Source organism: Limosilactobacillus gastricus DSM 16045 (assembly GCF_001434365.1).
Taxonomy (GTDB): Bacteria; Bacillota; Bacilli; order Lactobacillales; family Lactobacillaceae; genus Limosilactobacillus; species Limosilactobacillus gastricus.
In genome coordinates this window covers 1-24,107 of the sequence record NZ_AZFN01000003.1, presented here as the reverse complement: position 1 = coordinate 24,107, position 24,107 = coordinate 1, and the positions used below count along the sequence as shown (strand labels likewise).

At 43.2% G+C, this 24,107-nt stretch carries 20 protein-coding genes; 14 read left to right on the top strand and 6 right to left on the bottom strand.

Going from position 1 to position 24,107, the window contains the following annotated elements:
- Window positions 1-35: 35 nt before the first annotated feature.
- The 3 genes from FC60_RS01275 to FC60_RS01265 are packed head-to-tail and all read right to left on the bottom strand — an operon-like array spanning window position 36 to window position 2,498.
- Window positions 36-536 carry a cupin domain-containing protein gene (locus FC60_RS01275; protein ID WP_056936708.1) on the bottom strand — a complete coding sequence of 167 codons (501 nt, stop codon included), beginning with the start codon at window positions 534-536 and terminating at the stop codon, window positions 36-38.
- A gap of 15 nt (window positions 537-551) precedes the next feature.
- The gene (hflX, locus tag FC60_RS01270; RefSeq protein ID WP_056936707.1) at window positions 552-1,829 is read right to left on the bottom strand and encodes a GTPase HflX; all 1,278 of its coding nucleotides are present in this window, start codon (window positions 1,827-1,829) and stop codon (window positions 552-554) included.
- 3 nt (window positions 1,830-1,832) lie between these two features.
- On the bottom strand, window positions 1,833-2,498 hold the full coding sequence (locus FC60_RS01265; protein WP_056936706.1) for a histidine phosphatase family protein: 666 nt from the start codon (window positions 2,496-2,498) through the stop codon (window positions 1,833-1,835).
- A gap of 106 nt (window positions 2,499-2,604) precedes the next feature.
- Between FC60_RS01265 and helD the strand changes: the two genes are divergently transcribed.
- The 11 genes from helD to FC60_RS01210 all read left to right on the top strand — a co-directional run bounded on the left by helD (window position 2,605) and on the right by FC60_RS01210 (window position 18,391).
- Window positions 2,605-4,896 (top strand): RNA polymerase recycling motor HelD, encoded by a 2,292-nt coding sequence (helD, locus tag FC60_RS01260; protein WP_056936705.1) that lies wholly within the window; start codon window positions 2,605-2,607, stop codon window positions 4,894-4,896.
- Between the two features lie 189 nt (window positions 4,897-5,085).
- Entirely contained in the window at window positions 5,086-7,176 is a 2,091-nt protein-coding gene (locus FC60_RS01255) for an LTA synthase family protein (RefSeq protein WP_056936704.1), read from the top strand.
- Window positions 7,177-7,287: 111 nt separating this feature from the next.
- Window positions 7,288-8,211 (top strand): type I pantothenate kinase, encoded by a 924-nt coding sequence (gene coaA / locus FC60_RS01250; RefSeq protein WP_056936703.1) that lies wholly within the window; start codon window positions 7,288-7,290, stop codon window positions 8,209-8,211.
- Between the two features lie 156 nt (window positions 8,212-8,367).
- A complete protein-coding gene (locus tag FC60_RS01245; RefSeq protein WP_056936702.1) occupies window positions 8,368-9,216 on the top strand; it encodes a PRD domain-containing protein in 849 nt (282 codons plus the stop codon).
- Window positions 9,217-9,349: 133 nt separating this feature from the next.
- Window positions 9,350-11,335, top strand: a complete 1,986-nt coding sequence (locus tag FC60_RS01240) for a beta-glucoside-specific PTS transporter subunit IIABC (protein ID WP_056936701.1) — start codon at window positions 9,350-9,352, stop codon at window positions 11,333-11,335.
- Window positions 11,336-11,350: 15 nt separating this feature from the next.
- Window positions 11,351-12,823, top strand: a complete 1,473-nt coding sequence (locus FC60_RS01235; protein WP_056936700.1) for a glycoside hydrolase family 1 protein — start codon at window positions 11,351-11,353, stop codon at window positions 12,821-12,823.
- Between the two features lie 153 nt (window positions 12,824-12,976).
- The gene (locus FC60_RS01230; protein ID WP_056936699.1) at window positions 12,977-13,837 is read left to right on the top strand and encodes an AraC family transcriptional regulator; all 861 of its coding nucleotides are present in this window, start codon (window positions 12,977-12,979) and stop codon (window positions 13,835-13,837) included.
- Complete coding sequence (locus tag FC60_RS01225; protein ID WP_056936698.1) at window positions 13,834-14,736, top strand: ROK family protein; 903 nt, start codon at window positions 13,834-13,836, stop codon at window positions 14,734-14,736. Before FC60_RS01230 ends, FC60_RS01225 begins: the two co-directional genes overlap by 4 nt.
- 94 nt (window positions 14,737-14,830) lie before the next feature.
- Window positions 14,831-15,724 carry an alpha/beta hydrolase gene (locus tag FC60_RS01220; protein ID WP_056936697.1) on the top strand — a complete coding sequence of 298 codons (894 nt, stop codon included), beginning with the start codon at window positions 14,831-14,833 and terminating at the stop codon, window positions 15,722-15,724.
- 16 nt (window positions 15,725-15,740) lie between these two features.
- Window positions 15,741-16,937 (top strand): MFS transporter, encoded by a 1,197-nt coding sequence (locus tag FC60_RS01215; RefSeq protein WP_056936696.1) that lies wholly within the window; start codon window positions 15,741-15,743, stop codon window positions 16,935-16,937.
- A gap of 14 nt (window positions 16,938-16,951) precedes the next feature.
- Window positions 16,952-18,391, top strand: coding sequence for a 6-phospho-beta-glucosidase (locus FC60_RS01210; protein ID WP_056936695.1), 1,440 nt, complete (start codon window positions 16,952-16,954; stop codon window positions 18,389-18,391).
- A gap of 67 nt (window positions 18,392-18,458) precedes the next feature.
- On the opposite strand, the gene FC60_RS01205 is transcribed toward FC60_RS01210, so the two are convergent.
- From FC60_RS01205 to FC60_RS01195, 3 genes are read right to left on the bottom strand one after another with little or no spacing between them, the layout of a single operon-like run.
- Window positions 18,459-19,706: a sensor histidine kinase gene (locus FC60_RS01205; protein WP_007122229.1), complete on the bottom strand. Its 1,248-nt coding sequence runs from the start codon at window positions 19,704-19,706 to the stop codon at window positions 18,459-18,461.
- Window positions 19,707-19,727: 21 nt separating this feature from the next.
- Entirely contained in the window at window positions 19,728-20,399 is a 672-nt protein-coding gene (locus FC60_RS01200) for a response regulator transcription factor (RefSeq protein WP_056936694.1), read from the bottom strand.
- 11 nt (window positions 20,400-20,410) lie between these two features.
- Complete coding sequence (locus FC60_RS01195) at window positions 20,411-21,010, bottom strand: GTP pyrophosphokinase (RefSeq protein WP_056936693.1); 600 nt, start codon at window positions 21,008-21,010, stop codon at window positions 20,411-20,413.
- Between the two features lie 173 nt (window positions 21,011-21,183).
- Here FC60_RS01195 and guaA point away from each other — a divergent pair, with 173 nt between their 5' ends.
- From guaA to mazE, 3 genes are all read left to right on the top strand, one after another.
- The gene (gene guaA, locus FC60_RS01190; RefSeq protein ID WP_056936692.1) at window positions 21,184-22,737 is read left to right on the top strand and encodes a glutamine-hydrolyzing GMP synthase; all 1,554 of its coding nucleotides are present in this window, start codon (window positions 21,184-21,186) and stop codon (window positions 22,735-22,737) included.
- Window positions 22,738-23,007: 270 nt separating this feature from the next.
- Window positions 23,008-23,688, top strand: a complete 681-nt coding sequence (locus tag FC60_RS01185; protein ID WP_056936691.1) for a DUF4357 domain-containing protein — start codon at window positions 23,008-23,010, stop codon at window positions 23,686-23,688.
- Window positions 23,689-23,793: 105 nt separating this feature from the next.
- Window positions 23,794-24,087, top strand: coding sequence for a type II toxin-antitoxin system PemI/MazE family antitoxin (mazE, locus tag FC60_RS01180; protein WP_056936690.1), 294 nt, complete (start codon window positions 23,794-23,796; stop codon window positions 24,085-24,087).
- Window positions 24,088-24,107: the final 20 nt, after the last annotated feature.

The window sequence follows — 24,107 nt, the reverse complement described above, 5'->3', positions numbered from 1 at the left end:
CAAAAGGAGACGTTTTTGACGCGTCTCCTTTTGATTTAAGGTAAATTTTGATAAGCCAGTCGTTTAATAATGTCCGCCTGTTCAGGAAAGATTGGCAATAATTGAGCTTGCGTATAGAGTTCGAAATCATGATAGTCAAAACCTGGGGCGACGGCACAAGACACTAGACCAAATGAAGTCGGGTCAGTGACTTCGGAACCAAAGATGGTGCCGGCTGGGACCCGAAATTGAAGTTGTTCACCCGCTGACAGATTTCGACCTAACTTAACGGCGGTGTAATCTCCATTGGGTGAAAAGCAGTGAACCACAATCGGGGCACCGTCGTGATAATACCAAATTTCATCATGTAATAAGCGATGCAGGTGCGAAGGGGAACCACCATCTAAGATGAAATAAATGGAGGTGTACTGATAGCGGCTGGCTAAGGAAGTTTGGTCATAAACACTTTTAGCGCTATGGTAGACTTGCCGATACCAGCCACCTTCGGGATGAGCTTCCAATCTAAGTTGCTCAATGTATTCTTGCTTCGTTGTCATAACGTACTCCTTAGACTATTCAGCTAGGTAGCTTTCAAAACGGTGTAAATCTTCGCTCGATAGCTCGACTTTTAGACGCGTACCTGCTTCTTCATAGGTCGTTTCTAAAATGTTAGTATGTTCATTCAAGTAAGAAACAACATTCCCTTCGGCAAAGGGAACCAATAAAGTGGCAGTTTGGTAATCCTTAAAAAGATGTTGGCGGATAATTTGCTCCAATAAATCAATCGAAGCAGCATCCTTGGCAGAAATGACAATCCGGTCTTCACCTTCCATCACCGGATACTCAACCGCAGTCCGATCAGCTTTATTGAAGACATACACCATTGGAATATCTTCAATCCCGATTTGTTGAAGAGTGCTTTCGGTCGTTTTGATCATCTCTTCATAATGGGGATCCGAATAATCAATTACTTGAATTAAGAGATCCGCTTTTGCGGCTTCCGCTAAGGTAGATTTAAAGGCTTCTACCAGTTGGGTTGGTAATTTGCTGACGAAACCAACGGTATCGCTTAATAAGAACCGCTTTTGATCCTTTAAAGTTAATTGGCGAACGCTAGTATCTAATGTGGCAAAAAGCATGTCCTTTTCAAAGACCTGTTTGTCGGCTGAAACGCCATACCGTTCCACCAGCTGATTCATTATCGTTGATTTACCAGCGTTAGTATAACCGACTAGAGCCGCCGTGTGGATCGCACTTTTATCACGCTGACTCCGTTTGGTATCCTCCGATTTTTGAATTTCTTTTAATTCATTCCGCAAATAGCTAATATGGCGTTGGATCACTCGCCGGTCCATTTCCATTTGCGTTTCCCCAGCCCCCCGGTTGGACATACCGGCTCCGCCACCGCTTTGTTGGTCGAGGGTAATATTGTCAGCCGTCCGTAAGCGGGGGAGGCGATATTGTAATTGGGCGATTTCGACTTGGATCTTTGCTTCTCGAGATTGGGCCCGCTGAGCGAAAATTTCAAGAATTAAAGCGGTGCGATCGATGACCCGCGTCTTCGTTGCATCAGTTAGATTTTTAATTTGACTCGGCGATAATTCGTCATTGGCAACAATGGTGGTTGCCTTTAAAGCCGCGGCCAAATTAGCTAATTCTTCGACCTTTCCCTTGCCAAAATAGGTAGCTGCATTCGGGCGATCCAGTGCTTGATCCAAGCGATCGAGGACTTGCATATTGTTAGCTTTAGCAAGTTCAACTAACTCATTCATGGTGTAATCAAAATTACTTTGGCCCGTATCTAAGCCGATAATGATAATTTGATCAAGATTCGGTTTGGTGGTTTCCATATATTAAGCTTCATCTCCCTGTAGAATGGTTAATTGGTTATAAAACGCAACTTTAATATCTGTAGGTGTAATCACTAATTTGGTAATTGCTCCATTTTGTGGGGCAATGAGTGCCTGGCCCGGTTGACCATATTTACTAATAATCGAACGGATCGTCATCCCATGTGATACCAATAAGACTTTGCTTTGGTCTGGTAGGGATCGTAAGGTTTCAAAGCCTGGTGCTAAGCGTTCCCAGAAATCACGGTTATCTTCGGCCCGCTTGAAGGGATCTGCTGCTTTAGTTAGATCCCGTGATTTCTCGATGCCAACTTGTTCGATAAGTTGTTCCCAAGTTTTGACGCCGAGCGCCCCACCGATTGTAGTCGCCGTAAAACCACTGTGCAGGCCTTCGAAATAGCCAAAGAATGATTCCCGAAAAGCCGAGTTCGGCGTGGCTTTTTGAATTTTAGTGGGATGATTACGCAGAATTGTTTGAGCCGTGTCAATGGCCCGCTTGAGATCACTGGTGAAAGCAAAATCAAAGTCGATCTCGCTTAAAGCTTCCCCGGCTCGTTTAGCATCTTGCCAGCCCTGATCGGTAAGAGGCGCATCCGACCAACCTTGCATTTTCCCGAATTCATTTAAGTACGTTTGACCATGACGAACCATGTATACATCAATTGCCATTTTTACACCCTTTCAAAAGTCATATTAACCATATTTTAACATAATTAAAGCTATTCGGCCCTTGAGGGTGCTATAATAGATCATCAAACTATTTTGGAGGGGTATTATGACAGATCCAAAGCGATATGAACAAGAGCACTTGGACCACGTCATTGATGAAATTCGACGTGCCAAGGTGGCGACGGAGGAAAAGATAGGACATACCAAGACGGATATTGGTCAAATCAAGGAGGGTTTTGACGATATTCGCATGAACACCACTACTTATTCGGGAATGATGGATACAGCTATGTCGGTGCGCGCCCAACAGCAAATGCTGGATGAACGGGAGAATACTTGGCAACATGCGGCTGATCTTTTGGAGACCCTGGAACGCTTAGAAAGTCGGCCTTACTTTGCCCGGATTGATTTTAAAGAAACTGACGATACTGAAGCGGAAACGATTTATATTGGGCTCGCATCATTTACTGATCAACCCGATCATTTTCTCGTCTATGATTGGCGGGCGCCAATTTCTTCTATTTATTACGAAGGGGAGTTGGGGAAGGTATCATACCAAGCGCCAGATGGGGTTCAAACAGTAGACGTTCAATTAAAACGCCAATTTCAAATTGAAGATGGCGTCATCGTGACCTTGTATGATACTGAAGAGGCTGTCACGGATCAGATGCTGTTATCGGCCTTGGATAATCATTCATCCACCAAGATGAAGAGTATTGTTACGACTATTCAGCGAACCCAAAACCAAATTATTCGGAATACGGATGCTCGTTTGTTGTTTGTTCAAGGAGCGGCTGGTTCGGGGAAAACCGCGGCAGTTTTGCAACGGGTAGCGTGGCTGTTGTATCGTTATCGGGGGAATTTAACGGCCTCGCAAGTAATTATGTTTAGCCCTAATCAGTTATTTAATGATTATATTGACCAGGTCTTACCGGAACTTTGGGAACATAATATGATCCAAATGACTTACTATCAATATGTTGGTCGGCGGGTTCCACGGTTACAAGTCGCAACGATTCAAGAACGTTTCGAAGCCGATCAAGAAGTGGTCCATCAAAAAGCTACCAAACTATTAACCAGTTTGAAGTATTTTAATGCTGTCACCCGCTATGCCAAACATCTAGGGTTGGATCATCACTTACGCTTTAAAAATATAATGTTTCGGGGACGGGTATTTTTCAGTAAGGAAAAGATTGCCGAAATTTATTATTCTTTTAATCGCAATTATCATTTAGGAAATCGCCTAGATGCGACCAAAGAAAATCTTATTAAGATTTTGAATAGTCGGATCGGGAATGAGATGCGGTCCAAGTGGGTTGAAGAAGCAATCCAAACGATGAGTAAGGAAGACCTGGACGTGGCCTTACATGAACATCCGGGAGAATTTGAAAGCGAAGAAGCGGAGCGTAAATTCTTAGCGCGGCGGATTGTGATGGATGCTTTGCGACCCGTCAAAAAAGCAATTGATCATAATCGGTGGATGAACATCAATGCGCAATATCTGCATTTATTGCGAGTAACGCCGAAGTTAGTTAATATCGCTGATTTTGATATAAGTCCCGCGGAATGGCAACAGTATCTTGATCAGCAAACAACGGCCTTTAAAGCAAAGCGGATTAGTACAAGTGGGGTTTCGATTTACTTATACTTATACGACCTTTTATCGGGGAAACGCGGTCAACGTGAGATTCGCTTTGTCTTTGTGGATGAAGTCCAAGATTACGATGCCTTCCAATTGGCCTACTTACAATTTAACTTTCCCAAAGCCAAGTTTACTTTGCTAGGTGATTTAAACCAGGCCATCTTTACCCACGAACAGAGCCATACTCTTCTACAAGAGTTAGGTACAATGTTTGGTGAAGACAATACGAAGGTCATTCAATTAACCAAATCATATCGCTCTACGCAACAGCTAACTGACTTTACCAAGGGTCTCTTAGTGAACGGGGAGCGGATTGAAGCCTTTGAGCGTCAAGGTGAACTGCCGCGAGTCTTAGAAATAGCTGACGAATCAACGGCGGTTGAGACCGTAGTTAATACCTTAGACCGCTACCAAGCGGCTCATGATACAACGGCCATCATCGGGAAGACATTAGCCGATAGCGAACGAATTGCTGAACTTCTAAAGGCGGCGGGCGAGCAGGTCACCCTGATTCGCACTGAGAATCAACGCCTCGTACCAGGGACGATTGTCGTGCCATCTTATTTAGCCAAAGGGCTGGAATTTGATGCCGTCATTGTTTGGAATGCGAATGCTAAGCAGTATCATGGTGATGACGAGCGACAATTAATTTACACGATTTGTTCCCGCGCCATGCATGCCTTAACGGTCACCAGTATTGGACCAGTGAGTCCGTTAATTGATGAGGTGGATGCTAGCCTATATCAACGCCAATAAGAGACTGGGTAGATTTTCCTCCCAGTCTCTTATTGTGAGAATGGATCAAATTGACCCCTTGACCGTAGTCGGTATAATAGGGATGTTGAGATAAAGTTTAAATTTTATTATTGTTTTTAAATTCCACAGCAGGGACGCCAACATTATAGTATGATAGGAGCGTTGAGATTTTTCTCTGGAGGAAAAAATATGAAATTATTATTGCAAAAAATTCGGCGGGGGCTGAACACCAAATTAGGGTTCTTCCTGCTGGTAGTCTTTTTATTTGCAATTAAAAGTTACTGGGCTTACCAGACTAAGTTCAACTTAGGGGTAAGTGGTGCGGTTCAAGAATTTTTACTGGCCTTTAACACTATCCCAGCCACGCTACTATTTATTGGGATTGCCCTTTATTTTCGGGGACGACTTTCCTACTGGTTGATGATCATTATCAATGCTCTATTATCAACTTGGCTCTTTGCGAATATTTTGTATTATCGGGAATTTTCCGATTTTATTACCTTAAACGTAATTAAAGGGTCCGGGACCTCTTCGGGTAACCTAGGGACTAGTTTAGGACAGATTATTCGGCCATCTGACTTTTTCGTCTATGCTGATGTTATTTTGCTAATCCTATTGTTAGCCTTCCATTTGATTCGGATTGATATGCGCTACTTCAAGCGCCGCTATTCTTTGACGATCTCAGCCTTAGCTTTCCTCTTGTTTGGGGTTAACTTAGGGATGGCGGAGTCTGATCGGAGCCAACTACTAACGCGGACCTTTGATAATAATTATTTGGTGAAGTACTTAGGGTTAGAAGCTTACACGATTTATGATGGCGTGAAGACCACGCATACCAGCATGGTCCGGTCACAGGCTTCATCAAAGGATTTAACCCCGATCTTAAACTACATTAAGAAGAACTATGCTGCGCCTAATATGCAGTATTACGGAACGATCAAGGGGAAGAATATTATTATCGTCCACTTGGAAAGTTTCCAACAGTTCTTGATTAACTATAAGGTAAACGGCCAAGAGGTCACGCCTAATATTAACTCGCTTTATAATTCATCAAATTCGATCTCCTTTAGTAACTTCTTTAATCAGGTTGGTCAAGGGAAGACTTCCGATGCCGAGATGATGCTGGAGAACTCGCTATATGGTTTGCCTGAAGGATCAGCCATGAGTACGCTGGGGACGTCAAATACCTTCCAAGCGGCACCGGCCTTATTGGAACAAAAGTTAGGTTACACCACGGCTTCATTCCACGGGGATACGCCAAGTTTTTGGAACCGGGATAACACCTATAAGTCCTTCGGTTATCAATACTTCTTTAGCAAGGACTTCTTCCCAGAAGTTAAAGACTCTGATGTGGGTTATGGGACCAAAGATAAGCTATTTATGAAGTATGCGGCCCATTACTTACAACAGTTACCACAACCTTTCTATGCGAAGTTGATTACAGTGACGAATCACTATCCATACTTAATTGATAAGAAGAATACGGACTTCCCTGAATTAACGACGGGGGACAACACTGTAGATCCATATGTGCAAACGGCCCATTATCTGGATCAAGCCGTTGGGGAGTTATTAACTTACCTGGATGAAACCGGCTTGCGGAAGAATACGGTGCTGGTCTTATATGGGGACCACTATGGGATTTCCGAAAACCATAAGGATGCCATTGCCAAGATTCTTGGCAAGAAGTCGGTCACTAATTATGACCTAGCGATGTGGCAAAAGGTTCCATTAATCATCAATGGTGAAGGGATTCCTGGTGGTATCAATGAGACTTATGGTGATGAAATTGACGTCTTACCAACCCTGGAGGACCTCTTAGGAATCAGCTCCAATAAGTATATTCAGTTTGGTCAAGACCTCTTGTCATCAGAAAATGATCAAATTGTGCCATTTAGGAATGGTAGTTGGGTAACTCCACAATACACGAAGTATGGTGGTCAATACTTCTACACTAAGTCGGGTAAGCAAATTAAGAATCCGACAGCCGCTCAAAAGAAGAAGTTTAAAGCCATTCAAAAGCAAGTGACGACTGAATTAGGATTATCTGATAAAGTCTTAAATGGTGATTTGTTACGCTTCTACAAGTTAAGCGGCTTCACTAAGGTGAATAAGAAGAACTTTACTTATAACGTTAAGAAGAGCTTGAGTAGTTTGAAGAAGATTCAAGAAAAGCTCAAGACAAGTTTGTACTATCAAAACGATAAAAAGGATACCGATTACTCAACGGACGCTCCAGAACTGACCAGTTCGACTTCCTTGAAGTATCCAACTAAGTAGTTTCAAAACGCGATCAGTCATGGTCGCGTTTTTTGCTTATAAAGACAAATAAAGCGTTCTCATAGAATTAGTGTTAAAATAATAACATTACAAATGAATGAGGACGACAAGATGGATGAGTGGATAAATTACGATCGTTTTGACCGACCGACTTGGTATAGCTTTTACCCGAGTCGGACCCAACTGCTTTCGCAATCGGATCTAGATGAGATTAAGTCAGTTAACGATCAGATTTCCTTAAAAGATGTGCAAGAAGTCTATTTGCCACTAATCAAATTGATTCAGTTACAGTATCAAAATTATGAGCAAATGCAATTGCAGAAAATGACCTTTTTGCATAAACCGAATCGCCGGATCCCATTTATTATTGGTATTGCCGGCTCCGTAGCGGTGGGGAAAAGTACAACGGCCCGGTTATTACAAATTTTATTGCAACGCCTGATGCCTGATCGAGAAATTGAGATGTTAACGACGGATGGGTTCTTATATTCCAATGCGGAATTAGAACGGCGGGGCATTATGGATCGCAAGGGTTTCCCGGAATCCTACGATATGGATAAGTTAATCACCTTTTTAAATGATGTAAATGCTGGTGAGGAGCAGGTAGCTGCGCCGATATACTCACACCAAGTTTATGATGTGGTTCCTGATCAAGTTCAAATCATCGATCAACCGGACCTATTAATTGTGGAAGGGATTAACGTATTACAGTTACCCTCGGCGCAGCGGATTTACGTGAGTGACTTCTTTGACTTTTCCATTTATGTGGATGCGCAGGCGGATCTAATTGAGCAGTGGTATTTAGAAAGATTTAATACTCTTTTGGATACGGCCTTTCAAGACCCAACTAATTATTACTATTCATATGCGCAAGGTGATCGTCAAGAAGCCCTAGCAATGGCCCATCGAGTGTGGCAAACGGTGGATTTACCGAATTTAGATGATTATATTTTGCCAACGCGGAATCGGGCCGACGTCATTTTGCATAAAACTAACAATCATCGGATTGATAAGATTTATTTACGGGAAGATTAATGTGGAATAGCTATTGACAGCGCTTACATAGATTGGTATGATAATCACGAATAAAGCGTGTGTTACTGGTTCGACCAGGCATTAACCTACACATTTTTCCTTTGATTTTTCAGGAGATAGTGTAGGCTTTTTTATTCCAACAGAAGGAGGCTATGAATGAAATTCGTTAAAAATTTTAATAATAACGCCGCCTTGGTTGAAGACGATCAACAAACCGAGTGGATTGTGATCGGCAAGGGAGTAGGTTTTGGGAAACATCGTGGGGATGAAATTGATCTAGCAAAGATTGAGCGGCGCTTTAAAGCGGCGGATCAAGAAGAAACGGTCTTAAATACGGCCACTCAGCTATCGCCGGAAATTGTTGAGGTCGTTAATCGGGTGGAAAAATTGGTCAAGGACCAGTTATCCCGTTCCTTTACGGACTATCAATATTTATCTTTGGCGGATCATATTGATTTTGCCATCAAACGAACTCAAGACGGGATTAATTTGGATTCAGCGACGGTCAGTTGGGAGACCAATCGACTTTTCCCTAAAGAATATGCCGTGGCCAAGGAAGCTTTGATGCTGATTAATGGGATGACGGGAGCGGGCTTAGATGAAGGGGAAGCGGTAATGCTGACCCAACATTTTGTTAACCTCGAGTCCAATGGCACAACCATTCAAGATACGATGAAAATTTCACGGTTAATTAAGGGAATTATTGATATTGTCCAGTATCAATACCAAATCCAATTAGATCCGGATTCCTTTAATTTCACCCGTTTTATCGGTCATCTAAGGGCCTTCATGATCCGTCAACTTACCAACAGCAAGGTTAATGGGCAAGCTTTAGATCAATCCTTAATGATGGTCATTCAAGAGAAATATCCCGATGCGGTTGCCTGTGTTGACCGGATTGCGATCTTTCTCAAAAATCAAATGGGCTGGGATTTATCACCAGATGAACGGGTTTTTTTAATTCTCCACGTCTGGCGAGTAACTAATTATCAAGAAGAACAATAATTGACAATTTAGGTGTGTTACAACATTGCTGGCATAAACCTGAGGAGTCAAAACGAAGTGACTATGGTGGCATAGTGACCTGGTTTTGGCAACTCAGGTTTTTGTTTGCTAATAAATAAGGAGGAATTATCTCATGGCAGATAATGGATATCGCGATTTAGCGCAATTTATTATTGATAATGTTGGTGGAAAAGAAAATATCATTTCGGTGGTGCATTGTACGACGCGGCTACGCTTTAAATTAAAAGATGAAGCCAAGGCCAATGATGATCAATTAAAGGCCAATGATGGGATTGTGACCGTTGTGAAGTCCAGTGGACAATATCAAGTGGTCATCGGGACCCACGTTGATAAGGTCTATGATGATGTTTTGGCCGTTGGTGGCCTGACTGGTGGTGGTCAAGTGGCTGATGACTATGAAGATAAGTCTAATATGTCACTTATGGATCGTTTCATTGACTTAATCTCGGGGATCTTTACGCCTTTCCTTGGTGTCATGGCAGCTGCCGGGATGATTCAAGGTTTGACTTCGGCCATGGGGTCCTTTGGCTGGATTTCCACAACTTCTGGGACTTACACGATCCTGTATGCGATTGGGAATGGCTTCTTCTATTTCCTACCAATTATTTTGGGGCTAACCGCTGCCCGGAAATTTAAAGTCAACGAATTTATTGGGATTGCGATTGGGGCGGCCATGGTTTACCCTAACATCCTTTCCTTATATAATTCCAAAACCGTCTTAATGACCCTTTTTAAAGGATCGATCATCGAATCACCAATTCATGCGACTTTCTTAAAGATTCCGGTCATCTTGATGAACTATTCCTCCACGGTGATTCCAATCGTGTTAGCAGTTTGGTTTGCTTCTTATGTTCAAAAGTTTGTGACAAAGTTGATTCCAGGGGTGGTTCAATTATTCTTAGTCCCATTCTTTACGCTTTTGATTACCGTGCCAATTACCTTCCTAGTGATCGGACCGGTGGCGACCTGGATTGCTGATATTATCGCCGCAGCTATTCAAGCGGTTATTAACTTCAGTCCTATCTTAGCGGCCGTGATTGTTGGTGGCTTCTGGCAAGTATTGGTTATGTTTGGGGTCCACTGGGGAATTGTGGCAGCCTTTTATACCGAATTATCATCTCAAGGTTGGGATCAAATGCTACTGTTCTCCGTTTCAGTTTGTTTCTCGCAAATTGGGGTTGTTACGGCGATCATCTTCCAAACCAAGAATCCCAAGACCAAAGCGATTGCGCTTCCTGCTTTAATCTCAGGGATCTTTGGGGTGACCGAACCCGCTATTTATGGGGTGACCTTACCACGGAAAAAGTCCTTTATCCTCTCCTGTATCGGTGGGGCGATCGGCGCTATTCCATTTGCTTTAGGTGGTGTAAAAGCCTTTAGTATGGCCGGAATGGGTGTCTTTGCCTTCCCAATGGTGATTGGGAAGAGTCATGTGGCTTCGTCCTTAATCTGGTGGTTAATTTCCGTAATTGTTTCCTACTTAGCTGGTTTGTTACTACAATTTATCTTTGGTAAGAGTGCGGTGGATTCGAAGGAAGAATTAGCAGAATTACAAGCGGCTGCAGTGACAGAAGTCGGGGCGCAAGTGGCCGATGTTAAGCGCGGGGCCGCCGAACAAACTGCCAAGGAAGCGGATGAATACAACCAACCAACGAAACTATATGCGCCAGTTAATGGGCAAACTCTACCATTGACCGAGGTTAAAGATGAAGTGTTCTCTAGCGAGGCGATGGGGAAAGGATTAGCCTTTGTGCCTTCCGAAGGTCTCTTACGGGCCCCAGCTGATGGGACGGTGGTCTTAGTCTTCCCAACTGGACATGCCATTGGAATGCAAACGGCAGCAGGTGCGGAGATCTTAATGCACATTGGGATGGATACAGTTAACCTTCAAGGGAAAGGGTTTGAAACCTTAGTAGAAAAAGGTCAAGCGGTCAAAGCTGGTGATCCATTAGTTAAATTTGATTTAGCGGCAATTAAGCAAGCTGGTTATGATCCAACCATGCCAATGGTCGTAACGAACTCCGTTAAATACCATGAGGTTAAAGCTGTTGCTAAAGATACGGTGGCAGTTGGTGATGAAGTGCTAGAATTATCATAAAAAAGGAGGAAAATGATGGCTAATTTTCGTGATGATTTTTTATGGGGTGGCGCGGTCGCTGCCAACCAAGTTGAAGGTGGTTATGATGAAGGTGGGAAAGGTCTGTCCGTCACTGATATTCAAACGGCCGGTTCCTTAGAAACGCCCCGTTATCTGACTTATACCTTAAATGGGCAACGCGGGAAACAAGTGGCTCTGCCAGGACAAGGACTACCAAAAGGAGCCAAGGGAGCCGTTTTCGAGGATGAATACTATCCTAATCATGTGGCGATTGACTTTTATCATCGCTACAAGGAAGATATCAAACTGTTTGCCGAAATGGGCTTTAAGGTGTACCGGCTATCTATTGCTTGGACACGGATTTTCCCCAATGGCAGTGAAGCGAAACCTAGCCAAGCCGGACTTGATTTTTATCGGCGGGTTTTTGAGGAATTACGTAAGTATGATATTGAACCCTTAGTCACGATCTCGCACTATGAAGATCCGCTCGCCTTGAGTGAAAAGTATAATGACTGGCAAGATCGGGGCATGATTGATGCCTATGTCAAATACGCCACCACGCTTTTTAAGGAATACAAGGGCCTCGTGAAGTACTGGTTAACCTTTAATGAAATTAACTCAGCACTGCTCGGTTTAAGTACTTTTGGTGGTGATGGCAATGACGAAGATTATCAACACAACTACCAAAAATTACATTATCAATTTGTGGCTTCGGCCAAAGCGGTGCAAGTAGCCCACCAAATTGATCCGAATAATGTCGTAGGAAACATGATTTGCGGGATTGTCTACTATCCAGGCTCACCAGATCCAAAAGATATCATGCTCAATCGTTATAATTGGGAACAAAACATTCTCTATTGTAGCGATGCCCAATGTAAGGGTGAATACCCAAGCTTTGCCCAACGGCTGTGGGATGAACATCATGTAGAATTGGACATTACGGATGAAGACCGTCAAGATCTACAAAAGGGGAAAGTTGACATGTATACCTTCTCTTACTACATGTCCAACATGGTCACAACTCATGAAGTGAAGGATCAAGTGGGTGGTAATTTCGCTGCTGGTGCTAAGAACCCGTACTTGCAATACTCAGAATGGGGTTGGGCGACTGACCCGACTGGTCTGCAATATTATCTAGAGACCATGTATGACCGTTACCACCTCCCAATGATGGTGGTTGAAAATGGACTGGGGGCCATCGATAAATTTGAAGATGGGACCGTCCATGATGACTACCGGATCGATTATCTACGCCAACACATTCAAGCCATGGATGCCGCAGTTGGCAATGGAGTTGATTTACGGGCTTATACAACCTGGGGCTGTATCGACTGTGTTTCAGCTGGGACTGGTCAGATGTCCAAGCGGTATGGATTCATCTATGTGGATCGAGATGATGAAGGTCAAGGGACGCTAGACCGCTATCCAAAAGATTCCTTCTATTGGTACCAGAAAGTCATTCAATCAAACGGGAATGATTTAAGTTAGGATTAAATTCGTAAGACGCCTGGATTTTTTCAAGCGTCTTATTTTTTAGCAGATTAACTAGGTTAATGAACGCTCAAAACAGATCAAGATCAGCCTTGTTTTGCCAAGCAGCCCTTTTTAAAATTAGGTTAATTCATGGGAAGGAGGAGGACGATGCCAAATCGGTCGAGACATGAACAAGTGACCGTTGATGGTCCCGTTAACAGTTGGTTGTATTTACATCAAGGGTCAGGAACCGATCGGATTGCCATGCATTGGCACCAATCAATTGAATTAAGTTATACCATTCGTGGTGAGATTACGGAATTTGAGATTGAGAATCAAAAATTTCATACCAAACCCGGGGATATTTTAGTGGTTAATTCCCAAGAGTTGCATCAAATCTACTCCAAGGGTCAAGCTGGTGATCGGGCTTTATCGATAATTTTTCCCTATCAATATGTGATGGGACTCTATCCATTAATTGATCAGCAGCAAATCTCTATTAATGATCCTAGTCAATTTAGTGACATTCAAAAAGCCATTTATGCCCAATTACAAGGCTTGTTATTAGAAATTTCGGAAAACTATTTGACGACCTCGCGGTTGAAGAATTTACGCTTACAGTGTCTGACAGATGAAGTTTTATGTAAATTACTGACTTATTTCACGGTCGATAAAATTGGTGAATATGGCCGAAGTAGTAATTACTCGATGGAGCGGATCCATCTCATTACGAAATACATTAACGACAATTACCAAAGTGACATAAGGTTAGAAAGTTTAGCTGAACTTTGTGGCATCTCCAAAGAGTATCTCGCGCGCTTCTTTAAGAGACAAATGGGCCAGACGGTTGGCGAATACATTAATAATGTTCGGGCGCAACATGCACGACAACGTCTCCGGACCTCAAAGCTGAACTTAACGATGATCGCGATTCAAACGGGCTTTAGTGGAATTCGGACCATGAATCGAACCTTGGAAAAACTATATGGCAAATCTGCTGCGGAACTTAGAAAGGAAGGCCGAAAATGAATTACTTAAGCATTGATGTTGGGGGAACGAATCTCAAGTACGCCTTGATTAGCGCTGCTGGTCAAATTATCGAGAAAGATAAAATCAAAACCCCGCAAGACCGGGAAAACTTCTTGCAGGCGCTCGATCAAATTGTGGATCAATATCATGATCAGATTAAAGGCTTGGCTTTTTGTGCGCCTGGTCAAATTGAAAGGACCACCATCCATTTTGGGGGTGCCTTGCCCTTTTTAGATGGTCTTGATCTGAAAAGTCATTTTCATGAATTAACAATGCCAATTATTGGCCTGAATGACGGGAAAGCGGCAGCCTTAGCAGAAAATTGGTTAGGAAGTTTAAAGGGCGAGCAAAATTGTGCTGCCATCGTCTTAGGGACCGGGGTAGGCAGTGGCATTATTGTGAATGGGCATCTGGTGGCCGGATCCCATTATCAAGCAGGAGAACTGAGCTTTGTTAACCTTAACTACCATGCGGCTGATTTTAATGATGCCTATGTGGGTGGGATTGGTTCGGCCGTTGAGATGATTAAACGGATCAATCAAGTCGTCGGTAATGACGACGAGACAGATGGACTCAAGGCTTTTCAGGCCATTGAGGATGGCAATGCAGCAGTCCAAGCGATTCTAAATGATTATTGCTACGGGATCGCAACTTTAATCATGAATGTGCAGTTTGTGGTGGATCTTGATAAGTATGCTATTGGTGGCGGGATTTCAGCCCAGTCCAAGGTGATCCAAGGAATCCGCCAAGCCTATCAAGAAATTTTTGCCAAGTACCCGATTATTCAGCAAACCTTTCAAGAGCCCGAAATCGTTGCCGCTAAATTCAATAACGACGCTAATCTGTATGGGGCCTTATATAACTTGTTGTTAACCGTGAATGGTGAGACCCTCGATTAGTCAATCAGCGCCAAAAAGTGGTTAATATCATTATTTATTTTAGTAATTAATTTTTCTACAATGAAGGTAATTATTAATAAAGAGGTGATTTATAGTGGTTGATGAAGCAACGAAACAAGCAATTTTAGATCTCCGAGTGGCCTTTAAGGAAAGCGATGATCAGCGGGATGCCGGGTTGCCAACGGAAGTGCCGGGGGTAACCCGACACAATGATTTGACTTATGGAGCGGACCCTAAGTGGCATCGCTTAGATATCTACCTACCAGATGCCATCAAGGGTAAAATTCCGGTGATTATCAATATCCATGGTGGTGGTTGGTGCTATGGAACGAAAGAAACATATCAATTCTTTGGCTTGGGGCTGGCTAAACGGGGCTTTGCCTTTGTGAATCCTAATTATCGCCTGGCTCCGGAAGTGCAATTCCCGGGGGAAATGGATGATGTCAATCGCTATCTGCATTGGGTGGATGAACACGCTGATGAATATCAGTTAGATCGGCAAAACGTTTTCCTAATGGGGGATTCGGCGGGCGGTCAAATGGCCGAACAATATGTCACGATCCTCACTAATCCTGAATATCGAGACTTGTTTGGTTACAAATTAACTCAGCTCAAGATTCGGGCGGTTGCCTTTAATAGTGCGGCTTTCTTTACCTTAGATGAAGGGATGTTAGAAGGAGCCGTGACCGGATACTTCACGGACGAGGTGCTCAATGATCCTAAACTCCATAACATGATAGATACCGAAAAGTATATTACAAAAAACTTCCTACCATCCTTTATGACTACGGCCAACGAGGACTTTATTCGGGACCAAACTATGAAGTTTGACGGTTTTCTACGTGCTAAAGGGCTTAGTCATGTCACTAAGTCGTATGGTGATGAAGAGCACCCTGAAGGACATGTCTTTATTTGTAATCAAAAGGATGTCTTGGCCCAGCAAGCAATGGACGAAGAAGTGGCTTTCTTTAAGCAATACTTGGTCTAGATTGGAGGTTTGACCTATGAAAACGAAACGACCACAAGACCGCTTGATTTTTATGGTTTCCCTATTATCGGTTTCCCTATTTTTGATGATCGCACCGCAAATTTCTTCGGCCTTACCATTAATGTATTCGGCCTTTCCGGGAGTTAGTGCAGCCGGGGTACAAATGCTATCAACGGTTCCTAATTTTGGGATTGTATTAGGATTGGTAGTTACTCCCTTTTTAGTCCAATTGATGCGGCAAAAGTCCACCATGTTAGTGGGCTTGCTAATCACTTTGGTGGCTGGGGTCTTCCCCATGTTTAGTGGGGCTTATACCCCGATTCTGGTTTCCCGTTTCTTACTAGGTTTTGGGATTGGCTTATTTAACTCATTAGCCTACAGTTTAATTCCAGAATTTTACGGCGATGATGAAGAAAAATTAGCCACCATGGTCGGGATTCAAAACGTAATGCCGTCTGTCGGTGGGGCGATTGCTTCTTTCTTGGTTAGTTATTTAGTAACGATTAGCTGGCATGCGGCCTTTGCTATTTACTTCTTAGTTGTGCCGGCTTTAATCATGTTTTTGCTGTTTGTACCTTTAAAGGGGCGAGAAACTCACGTAGACCAAGCAGCGGCAGCCGCCAAACCTAAAGAGAAACAAAGCATCAATGGGAAGGTAATTTTAATCGCCAGCTTGATGTTTTGCATCTACATTTTCTATATGCCGATTTCATATGAATTACCGAGTTTAATTGTCTCCGGCAAATTTGGAACCGCCAGTACCGCTGCGATTGTTGCTGGGTTCTCAACCTTGATTTCGATTCCGATTGGGGCAGCTTTTGGTTACTTCTTCAAAAAGATGCATGATCTAGTCTTTCCACTCGGCTTTGTATTGGCTACCCTGGGCTTTTTGATTATCTCGCTCGCAACCAATTTAGTGGTCCTATACGCGGGAGTGATTGTTCTAGGTTTTGGTTTCGGGATGGCCAACCCTTATATGTATAATTGGCTTGATTGGTCCGCTCCGCAAAACTCAGTTAACTTAGCCACCACGATTGTCTTAGTCTTAGTAAATGTTGGTTGTGCGATTTCACCAACGGTGGTCGATACGTTAGCGCAATGGGTTCATTTGGGCTCACCACGTGGAATCATGATTTTAAGTACCATTGCCTATGTCATTATTACGATTTACGCCTGTGTTCACTATCTCAATGTTCATAAACAAAGAAACTAAAGGAGGTTTCATTAATGTATCAAACAGCAATGCCAAAAGGCTTTTTATGGGGTGGTGCTGTTGCCGCCCATCAATTAGAAGGTGCGTGGAATGTTGACGGGAAAGGTCCATCAGTGGCGGATGTCATGACGGCGGGGGCCAATGGGGTGCCGCGTGAGATTACAGATGGCGTCGTTGCAGGCAAGAATTATCCCAATCATGAAGCAATTGACTTTTATCATCATTACAAAGAAGATATTAAGTTAATGGCAGAAATGGGCTTTAAGTGTTTCCGGACGTCAATTGCTTGGACCCGGATTTTTCCGCAAGGCGATGAAGAAGAACCGAATGAAGCAGGCTTAAAATTTTATGATGATCTCTTTGATGAATGTCATAAATATGGGATTGAACCAGTCATTACCTTGCATCATTTTGAAATGCCTTGGCATTTAGTCGAGCAGTATGGTGGCTGGCAGTCCCGCCAGGTAATCGACTTCTTCACTCGTTACGCTCGGGTGGTCTTTGAACGTTATCAAGATAAGGTTAAGTATTGGATGACCTTTAATGAAATCGATAATCAAAGTGCCTTTAATAATGCCTTTTTGATGGCGACAAATTCAGGAATCATCTTTAAGGATGGTCAAGACCGGGAAGCGGCCATGTACCAAGCAGCACACTATGAATTGGTTGCCAGTGCCTTGGCAGTTAAAATTGGTCATGAGATTAATCCAGATCTGCAAATTGGTTGTATGATCAATTTCCAAACGGTTTATCCCGCTACTTGCAGTCCAGATGATGCTTTACTAGCCCAGCGGGTCGGTCAACGGCGTTACTGGTTCTCGGACGTGCATGTCCATGGGGAATATCCCGCTGAAGTCGAAGCTTATTTAAATCAAAAGGGCTATCGGCCGGACATTACTGAAGAAGATCGTCAAATTCTACGTGAAGGCACGGTTGATTATGTCGGCTTCTCTTATTACAATTCCATGACCGTTTCGGCCAAGAAAGTGGATGCGGATCATTTAGGAGACTTAAATGAATCGACAGTTGATAACCCATATCTGGATAAAACCGATTGGGATTGGGAAGTTGATCCAGAAGGATTACGGTATGCCTTAAATTGGCTGACGGACCGGTATCATAAGCCTTTGTTCATTGTGGAAAACGGCATGGGTGCTTATGACCAAGTTACCGAGGATGGACAAATTCATGATGACTACCGGATTGATTATCTTCGGCGGCACATTTCAGAAGTCGAAAAGGCCGTAGCCTTAGACGGGGTTGATCTGATGGGTTACACCCCATGGGGCTGTATCGATCTTGTATCAGCCGGGACGGGCCAAATGTCAAAACGGTATGGATTCATCTATGTTGATAAAGATGATGAAGGTAATGGAAGCTTACAACGGTCCCGGAAAGATTCCTTCTATTGGTATCAACAGGTGATTGCCTCCAATGGTGCTAAATTGGATTAGTTAATATATTGATACTATAAAAGGCATCCCAGCTTGAGTAGGTTACTCAGCTGGGTTGCCTTTTTGCTTAACGGGCTAATTTAAATTTAGTTACAAAGACGATTTGGTCTTTGCGATAAGTGACGTTGATCCGACCATTAAAGATGGTGACTAGGTTACGGGCCATGGAAAGGCCAATCCCAAAACCGCTTTGTCCCTTGGTGGTGTGCGCTTCGTTATCCCGATAGAAACGATCGAAGAAGCGTGAGTAGTCAACCCCTTTCCCAGCCGCATAAGTGTTGGCGATTTCTAAGGTGGCATTGCGGCCTTCCTTTTTTAGGACCACGGTAATTGTCCCGTGAGGATCACAGTATTTCACGGCATTATCGAGTAAGATATTGCAGAGTTCGTAAAAATAATTTTCATCAACCACCAGTTGAATGCCCTTACTGATCTGATAGTTAAACTGTTTATCTTCGTTTTCGACGAGGGGTTTAAAACTATCGACCGCACGTTGGACATTGGCCGAGGCATCGATTTTTTGGAAGTCAAACTCAGGATCTTCATCGAGCCGAGCCAGGTTAATCAAATTATTGATAAGGCGGGTTAAACGACTGATTTGTTGCTTGTTGTTTTTCGTCCATTCGGACTCTCCATCTAACATTTCAGCCATTTCATTATTCGCCGAAATGATCGCTAAAGGAGTCTTTAGTTCGTGCCCCGCATTGGTGATGAATTGCTTTTGGCGTTTTTCGGCGGTAATGATCGGCCGGATCGCCCGTTTCGAGAATAGGATCAGGACTACGGTGAAGAGCGCCCATCCAATAACGGCAATACATAAACCAATTTTAGAAATGGCCAAGGTGGCATTATTTAAGGTGGTTTTATCGAGAAAAATGATCTCGCGGGTGCCATCACTTTTCTTAATGATCCGGTAAGCATAGATGGCATTATCAGAATCAATGGTTCCAGAAGTATTTTTATCCTTTTTCACTAATTTGGCTAAGTAAGTAGCGTCTTCACTAGTTAATGAAGGTGAATTAGTAAGATCCACATTCTTCACGGAACCGGATTTGTTATAAAAAATCGTAAAATAGCGGTACTGGAGAATATTAATAGCAGTTGAATTACTTCCCAGACTTTTTTTGGCGGCCTGAGTAGCTTCCCGGTGATCTAATTGGCCGTCGTGTTGTACTAAAATATCCATAATGCTATCGACTTGCCGATTGGTTTGAATTACCGAGACGCCAATGACCGCCGTCATAATCGTGGCCAGCACAAAGAGGAGGGAAGTGGACGAGATAAAGATAAAGAGGCGACGGAAACGTTGAATCATAAGCTCGACCTCCTTAAAAAGTTATTCAAGCGTGGTTAGAGCAAAAGGACCATCTTGGTTACCAACTAATTGAACGTGGGCATTAATTGACTGTAACTTTTGGCGTAGATAAGAAATATAGATCCATAGATCGGCTGGTTCAGCTTGATCGTCATCATCCCACACGGTATTGAGTAACTGTTGACTTGGAATTTCCTTGTTGGGGTTAGACATGAAAATCGATAAAAGTTTGGTTTCCTTCCCCGAAAGACTGATGGAATTGTGACTTTCAATGCGTTGCTCATCGGGATCTAAAGTTAAATCCCCAAACTGCAAGAGCGGTTGTTCATATTGTTTCTCCCGCCGATCCAAAGTGCGTAACCGTGCCATTAATTCCTTAATGGAATAGGGCTTGGTCATATAGTCATCGGCGCCCGCATCGAGACCGTTAACCCGATCATCGATTTCGGTCATGGCCGTCAACATGATGATATAGGTATCATCGCCAGCTTGTCGAATTTCTTTGAGGGCGGTAATCCCGTCTTTAACGGGCATCATAATGTCTAGGATCATCACATCATAGGCATTTTGGGCCGCCAAGTCGACGGCCTCTTGACCATTATTAGCGATATCAACGGTAAAGCCTTCGTGTTCAATCGCAATTTTCAATAAACGCGATAAATCGGCTTGATCTTCAGCCACTAAAACTTTCATGATAATCTCCTTTAATCCGTTTCATTAATTAATTGCCGAATGGTCTGCATTTGGACGTCACAAGCCGCTAATTGTTCAGCACACCGTTTCAACTCGCCAGCAATTCGTTCGGCATCTTTGATATTGTGCTTATACTTGAGCTCGTGTTCTAGGCTGGCCCATGAGTCCATGGCGATGGTCCTTAGTTGAATTTCTACAAAATAGTGCCCAGGGGTCTGCTGGTCGACATCGGGATAGGGAGTCGTCACATCGAGGATCAAATGATACGACCGATAACCATTGGGCTTAGCGTTAGTGATGTAGTCCTTTTCGGTTACGATCTGACACCAATCCGCTTGCCGCAGGGCTTCGATGGCCCGATAAACATCGTCGATAAAATTGCAAACCAGGCGAAGGGCAATGGCATCCCGACAGTCACGTAAAGCACCTTGAGGAGTAGCGGGGAAACCTTTGCGATGACACTTTTCGATCATGCTATCTTCGGCTTTGACCCGTCCAATTAGATGCTCGTATAGCTTGGGGCTGGATGACGCATTGATTTTCTGGAGACGATCTTCAATCTCCGTTAAAATCATTGGCAAATATTGACCTTGTACTCCATATATACTCATAAGCGCCTCCAGATAAAATTACTATGCTCTATTATAACAACTAAACCGCCGAGAACCGAATTAGGTTGATAATTTCCGTGATTTATGAAATGATCGGCTGTTTAGAATTGACCTTGTTCGCCTTTCACCGTACAATATCTAGTAGCAAAGTAAAAACATAAGGAGTGAAACTAGTGGCAAAGGTCAATTTAGATAATTTTGATAAGATCTTGGTCTTGGATTTTGGGAGTCAATATAACCAATTGATCACCCGGCGGATTCGGGACTTTGGGATTTATTCAGAATTATTGTCGCACAAACTTAGCGCCCAAGAGATCCAAGCAATGAACCCCAAGGGAATCATCTTTTCAGGAGGTCCCAACAGTGTTTATGATGAGGACGCTTTTAAGGTTGATCCAGAAATCTTCAAGTTGGGAATTCCGATCCTGGGAATTTGTTACGGGATGCAACTGATGGCTTACGACCTTGGTGGAAAGGTTGAAGCAGCTGATGATTCCGAATATGGGCGGGCCGATATTACCGTTGTTGATGATCAAGCGGTCATGTTTAATGGTCTCCCTAAGGAACAAGCAGTTTGGATGAGCCATGGTGACAAGGTGACAGCGGTGCCGGATGGTTTCCATGTCGTGGCCACCAGTCAAAACTGTCCAATTGCGGCCATGGCCGATGATGACCGGAAGTTTTATGGTCTCCAATTCCATACCGAAGTTCGCAATACTGATCACGGGTTAGAAATTCTCAAGAAGTTTGCCTTTGATGTGTGTGGAGCACAAGCCAACTGGTCGATGGATGATTTTATTGATCTGCAAGTCAATAGTATTCGCGAAGAAGTGGGTGACAAAAAGGTCATCTTAGGTCTTTCCGGTGGGGTGGACTCATCGGTAACGGCGGCCCTATTGAACCGGGCGATCGGGGATCAACTCACGGCGATTTTTGTTGACCATGGTCTTTTACGGAAGAATGAAGCCGATGAAGTGATGAGCGCCCTAGCCGATGGCTTAGGGATTAACATCGTCAAAGTGGATGCAGCGGATCGGTTCTTAGGGAAACTCCAAGGGGTGACAGATCCTGAAAAGAAACGCAAAATCATCGGGAATGAGTTTGTAGAAGTCTTTAATGATGAAGCCCGGAAGCTCAAGGACGCGGACTTCTTAGCCCAAGGGACCTTATACACCGACGTGATTGAAAGCGGGACCGATACAGCCCAAACCATTAAGTCCCACCATAACGTAGGGGGCTTACCGGAAGAATTAGGCTTCAAGTTAATTGAACCACTACGGTCGCTCTTTAAGGATGAAACACGGGCCTTAGGTGAAAAGCTGGGGATTCCGCATGACCTGGTTTGGCGGCAACCATTCCCCGGTCCTGGTCTAGGAATTCGGGTCATTGGTGAAATTACACCAGAGAAATTGGCCTTAGTTCGCGATGCGGATGCTATTTTACGTGAAGAAGTCAAGAAAGCCGGCTTGGATGAAGAAATCTGGCAATACTTTGTGGCCTTACCTGGTATGCGCAGTGTCGGGGTCATGGGTGACGGTCGGACTTATGACTATGCCGTTTGCATTCGAGCGGTAACTTCAATCGATGGGATGACCGCTGACTTTGCCCAAATTCCGTGGGATATCTTACAAAAGATCTCGGTCCGGATCGTCAATGAAGTTGACCATATCAACCGCGTACTCTACGATGTTACCAGTAAGCCGCCGGCAACAATTGAATACGAATAAAATTTAAGTTAAAGGTGCTAGCTGATTCTGAAGTCAGTTAGCACCTTTTTAGAGCAAGATATATAGGGGTTAAGCTATAATGTAACCATATAAGGCGATTATAATGGGAATTACAAAAATGATTTTTTCGAAAAGGATCAGTTATACTGAGAATTAAAAATCTCAGAGTAGCCAGAGATGAACAGTATTCAAGTGTTCGAGAAAAATTGGCAGAGCTAAGAGATCAATATGGATTGTAGATAGCTTGGTTGTTAGAGAGTAGGAGTTAATATGCCGCAAGGAATACTATATGTAATGACAACGGTGGTTGATGGGCTAATTAAGATTGGGAAAACTGGTCCTGGTAATTTTAACCAACGAATGAATGCATTGGAATCAAATGGATATGCTAATGTTGTCGGGTTAAAGCGTCGTTACGCCATTAAGGTTGATGAGTATGATGAGAAAGAACAACTATTGCATACTTTATTTGCTAAGTCTCGAGTCGCTGATACAGAATTGTTTGCCACGGATGTTGAATTAGTCATTCAATTATTATCATCATTTGATGGAGAGCAAGTCTTTCCTGACGAAATTAGTAAAGATCAAGTTTTTAACGATGCAGTTAATCAAGATAAAGATGATCAACGTAATCAAGAAATACCAGATGGTGTTTATTATTTAACTCGAAAAATTAAACGAGATGGCATTGAAACTAGTTGTCGGTTAAAGGCACAAAATGGTCGATATGTTGTATTAGCGGGAGGACAAGCTGCCATTACAGAGACTAATTCGGTTCCATTATCTATAAGTGCTCAGCGAAGTGATTATATCGATGGAAATGGGATTGTTACTGAAAATGTTTCTTTTGGTTCTGTTTCACTAGCCGCAGATTTTGTTGTTGGTGGATCGACAGACGGCTGGGTTCATTGGAAGTCTGAAGATGGTAAAACTATTGATAGCTTCAGATAGTCAATTTTAGCTTGAGAAGTTAAGACTAATCAAAAAAGAGCAATGAATCTATTTTTGGTACATTATTGCTGAAACATATGCCAAGTGTATACGGAGGTGATTGGAATGACTTTTCGAGTTCGAAGGGTTGGGGATTCGCTTGTTTTAACCGTTCCAAAGTCATTTAATGTTGAATTAGGGGCAGTATATACTGCAGAAATTAAGTCAAACGGAATCATTACTTATCGTTCAGCTCATAAAAATCCATTTGAGGGTAATTGGTTTAAAAACGATATTAAGCAAACGGATGATATAACTGAGGATGATGAGATATTGGATAATGTAATCATTTCGTGTAAGGTTAGCGAATGGCTAAATCAGTATATAAACAAAGCCCTCAGGCCACGGCTTGTGAAGTGAACCCTTAAAGTTGGACACTT